5 protein-coding genes and 2 pseudogenes are annotated in these 4206 nt (G+C 47.9%); 3 read left to right on the top strand and 4 right to left on the bottom strand.

All coding sequences use genetic code 11. From position 1 onward, the window contains the following. The 3 genes from EH228_RS13125 to EH228_RS13115 form a co-directional block, all read left to right on the top strand. On the top strand, positions 1-847 hold an 847-nt coding region (locus EH228_RS13125; RefSeq protein ID WP_240116293.1), incomplete at its 5' end, for an ArdC family protein. A 318-nt stretch (positions 848-1165) separates the two neighbouring features. Further along, positions 1166-1402 carry a type II toxin-antitoxin system CcdA family antitoxin gene (locus EH228_RS13120; protein ID WP_152322104.1) on the top strand — a complete coding sequence of 79 codons (237 nt, stop codon included), beginning with the start codon at positions 1166-1168 and terminating at the stop codon, positions 1400-1402. 2 nt (positions 1403-1404) lie between these two features. Further along, on the top strand, positions 1405-1719 hold the full coding sequence (locus tag EH228_RS13115) for a CcdB family protein (RefSeq protein ID WP_152322103.1): 315 nt from the start codon (positions 1405-1407) through the stop codon (positions 1717-1719). A gap of 146 nt (positions 1720-1865) precedes the next feature. Here the strand turns inward: EH228_RS13115 and EH228_RS20550 are convergent. The 4 genes and pseudogenes from EH228_RS20550 to EH228_RS13095 all read right to left on the bottom strand — a co-directional run. Beyond that, positions 1866-1952, bottom strand: a pseudogene (locus tag EH228_RS20550) (mobilization protein mobC); the annotation flags it as partial. Between the two features lie 35 nt (positions 1953-1987). Next, positions 1988-2827 (bottom strand): annotated as a pseudogene (locus EH228_RS13105) (IS110 family transposase); the annotation flags it as partial. Between the two features lie 321 nt (positions 2828-3148). Then, on the bottom strand, positions 3149-3562 hold the full coding sequence (locus EH228_RS13100; protein ID WP_193323343.1) for a hypothetical protein: 414 nt from the start codon (positions 3560-3562) through the stop codon (positions 3149-3151). A gap of 251 nt (positions 3563-3813) precedes the next feature. Next, the coding region (locus tag EH228_RS13095) for an IS5 family transposase (protein ID WP_152322102.1) at positions 3814-4206 on the bottom strand (393 nt) is incomplete at its 5' end.

Raw genomic sequence — 4206 nt, 5'->3', positions numbered from 1 at the left:
AGCCAGTGCTGCTGATTTTCGTTCTGGCGAAAGGCGTTTCATGGTGTTTCCTCACTGCCCCATTAGTGTTTTTGATGGGGGTGACAACTATCCTGACAGAGGGGGTATGTCTGGTTTACCTTCTAACTTTGCAACCGGTATTGCGTATAGCGGAATGAATATCATGCTGTTGTGGTGCAGTGCGTCAGAACAGGGCTTCGGTGATCCACGCTGGATGACCTACAAACAGGCGCAGGCAGTAGGCGGGCAGGTTCGCAAAGGCGAACACGGCACAACAGCCATTTTCTATACAACCTTAGAGAAGGAAAACGAAGACGGCGAAATCGACCAGATCCCGATGCTGAAAACTTTCAACGTGTTTAACGTTCAGCAAATTGACGGCTTGCCTCTGACAACTGAAACAGTCAGCCCGGAAGCAACCTTTGACCCGTTGCCGGAGGCTGAAAATCTGTTCCAGAAGAGCGGCGCAAACATCATTGAGAAAGGACAAAACGCCTTTTTCCGCCCCTCAACTGATGAAGTCTGGCTACCGGAGCGCCATCTGTTTTTAGATGCAGCTAATTTCTACGCTACTGGTTTGCATGAGCTGGTTCACTGGAGCGGTGGTAAAAAACGACTTAACCGTGAAATGAAAGGGAAATTTGGCAGTGCAGATTATGCGGAGGAGGAATTAGTGGCTGAGCTGGGAAGTGCTTTTCTGATGGCGGATTTGGGGATTGTTGGAGAGGTGCAGCATGAAAGCTATATTGCCTCATGGCTCCAGGCGCTGAAAAACGATAAGCGCTATGTTTTCAAAGCGGCCAGTGCCGCCTCAAAAGCGTATCGTTATCTGATGGATAAGGTTTGAGTCGGAGATGATAAGCCGCAAAGGAGTGCGGCTTTAACCTTATTGCGGGGCAGGGAAGGTGACAGATGTTTAAATTTCCCTGCGAATTTTCTGGACATAATATGCCCGGAAAATTCACAGGCTGCGGGTGCGGGCGGCAAAGAGCCCGCGCATCCCGCAAACGGCGTTTGTACATCGGTGATTGCTGTAAACGACGGCTCAGGTATGACGACTGACTGTGAAGTTTGCAAGACTGCAACGATAGCAGAGCCTGTTTTTGGTGTTATGATAAGTGTATTATGCCGTGTAACACGCACGTATTCATGCAGGAGAGAAACCATGACCGCGAAACAACGCAACACGCAGAGCGTGACCATGACAGTAGAGCGTGCCTTACTGGTAAGAGCGCGTGAGGCGGGTATTAATCTGAGTGCTACCCTGACAACCGCCCTGGATGCAGAGCTTCGCTATCATGAAGCGAAAAAATGGCAAGAAGAAAACAGGGAGGCTATCGCAGCACTAAATCGTTTTCATGATGAACAGGGTTGTTTCAGCGATGAATACAGGACGTTTTAACCATGCAATTCACTGTATACGGTAATACCGGGAAAAGCGTCGTTTACCCGCTGTTGCTCGATGTCACGAGCGATATTATTGGGCAATTGAATCGTCGGATAGTGATCCCATTGCTCCCGATTGAAAAGTATCCGGCAGGTCGCCGACCGGATCGCCTTGTCCCCGTCGTTATGCTGACGGACGGCAAAGAATACGCCGTAATGACCCACGAGCTGGCAAGTATCCCTGTCCAGGCCCTGGGTGCGGTGTTTTGTGATGCTTCGCAGTACCGTTCTCAGGTAAAGGTTGCAATAGACTTCCTCATCGACGGGTTCTGACGTTTCTTTCTATTCTGTTAAACAGGCATTGCCTTTAATCGTGGCTGACGGGAGCCTATTCCAGTTCGTCGATAGTGCGGAACAGAAACATCTGGCGTTAAACGGAACCGGAATACCGTTTCGTTTCTTGCCACTGTTCTGATACTGTCAAACAGCCTAACCAGACCGCTGCTGTTAGCATCCAGAAAATTAGCCCACCATTGCAGCATCAGACGGCGCTGTTCAAGGTACTTGGTGGCTTTACTCTCTGTCCGCTCCGTGCCAGGAGCGGAAGTGATTTGAACAGCCCCGCATCTGGCAATGTGTCAAACAGCGTTTGGATTCGTTCGTCATAGGTTTTGATGATTTCACTCACGACTTTAATTTGTGTCGCCAATGCTGTTGCCATCAAAGCATTAGCCTCTATAACACTCGGGTCTGTCGTCAATGGGATCGCGTTATCAATACTCACAACACGCTGCTCGGTAAGGGCCATTGCGCGGCCACCTTTGGCATTGAGAAAGTTGCGTATCGTGTCGCGCCTGGCGCGTTTCAGTTGTTGCAGACTGGGCCACCGTATAATCAGTTCAAACAACAGTAAGCTACCCCGATGTGAGAACCACTCCAGGGGCTGAGGATAATACTGTTTAAGCGTGTTGATTATCCGGTTCACAAAGCGTCGTTTATCTTCAACCAGTTGACGACGTTGCTCAACCAGTTGCTGGAGCAACCGGATATCCGCATTGTTGGGTTCAATGGCTTTTATTTTTTGGGGGTAGCGTAGCATTAACTCTAATGCCAGCTCGGCATCCTGCGGGTCATCTTTAGCGCCGCTGGGCGAGAAAGCTTGCCGGTAACGAGCCAGGGACAAAGCGTGGATAGGGAAAACGGTGATAAACGGATATTTCTGAAGAGCATACACCACGGGTCCCTTCTTCAGCTCGAGAGCTATAGCGATCCTGCCTTTTACCTTCTGGTGTAACTCGGTAAGCCAGGCATCAAGCGCTTCTGCTGTATGTTCAATCACATGGAATACGCGTTCACCGTTTTTAAACTGAACACAGACATCGTGTTTTTTATCTGCCCAGTCCAGACCAACATGTGCAGCAAATTGATTAGTCGCAGTCATCACCAACTCCTTTCATCGGGGATTGGTATGCATTCCACGCTCTTCGAAAGAAATATAGCCAGCAGTTTATCTGCATGCCCTGAGTATTCGTTAGCGAACGTGGAGCACCTACTGGTTCGAAAGAAAAGCGGCGATCATCACATGATTCTCGCTCAATATTCGTAACCAGTAAGCGCATACCCTGAATCACCTAATAGCGTAAGTTTCAGGGTATGAAAGTCTATAATTCGCTCATAGCGGAACTTCATCTCAAGTAACTAGTCCGCTTAAAAGTGGACATAGCTTGATATTTCAAAAAAATATTTTATCCAGATTATCTCATTAAGAGGTAGCCTGTTCCTGAGTGAGCTGGTAAACATCATACATTGATGAACTTTTCATCGGTTTTACCGACCAATGAAAACGTGTCCCTTTGCCAATCATGATAGCGCTACGAATTTCAGTAATTGGCTGAAACTCGTGACTTGACTTCTGAAATTCCATTTGCTTGTTGCGCAATGGAGCCGCGCCGTAAATGTCTCGGAATTCATGAATGAGCATCGCTTCGAATTCAGAATAAACCTTTGAGGCGTTTCTCGTTCGAGGGAAACAATAGCCAATGAGGAACTCATGCTCGCCTTGCAGGTCCGCGAGATCCATCAGCCAGTTCTTATGCTGAGTAATGCGCTGTTCAAAGTTTCCTTCGCCGATGTAGACCGTGGGGGAAATGCCACGTGGGTACTCAATAGCAAACAAACCATCGAGCCTGATGACATAAACGCACCGTTTAAGATCCTCCTGACTAACGCCTCTGCTTTGCAATACAGGAAATACATCTTTTTTTCCAGGTCTGACGGCAGTTCCACTTCAGCCAGTCCCACTTAATTTGTACAACTGCCACTTAATCACTCCTTATCAAGATTGTTTTGCTCCCGCTGCAGCGGTAGCTGTCAACGAAGTTGTCACCCTTAACGAGTTTTCACGCTGCTTTTTCTAGGGTGTGTCCCTTAACTTAACAACCGCTTTAAAAACAGCCTGACAGCTCCCAGTTTTAGCATACTCAGGTAGTTTCTTGCTGTTTTTTCTGAGCGTGTTGCAATACGACGATTTTCTTTTAGCATCGCAAAACAACGTTCCACGACATTGCGTTTTCTGTACAGCCGTTTGTCGAGTTTTCGTCGTCCGTCCTGACTGGCTTTTTCATTCGATTTAAAAGGAATAACCGCTTTTATTCCTTTTTCTTTCAAATAAATACGAAAATCCCTGCCTGAGTATCCTTTATCCGCCAGTACGGCTTTGGGGCGGGATTTCAGGCATCCACTTTTACGAATAACACCGACCAGGTTGAGTAACGCTTTTGCATACCGACTTTCGTGGGCCTGTCCGCCGCTCAGGCTGAA

The organism is Erwinia endophytica (genome assembly GCF_009295515.1).
In the GTDB taxonomy this organism is placed as follows: Bacteria; Pseudomonadota; Gammaproteobacteria; order Enterobacterales; family Enterobacteriaceae; genus Erwinia; species Erwinia endophytica.
The sequence above is the reverse complement of the archived record's forward strand: the minus strand, read 5'-3'. Positions and strand labels throughout refer to the sequence as shown.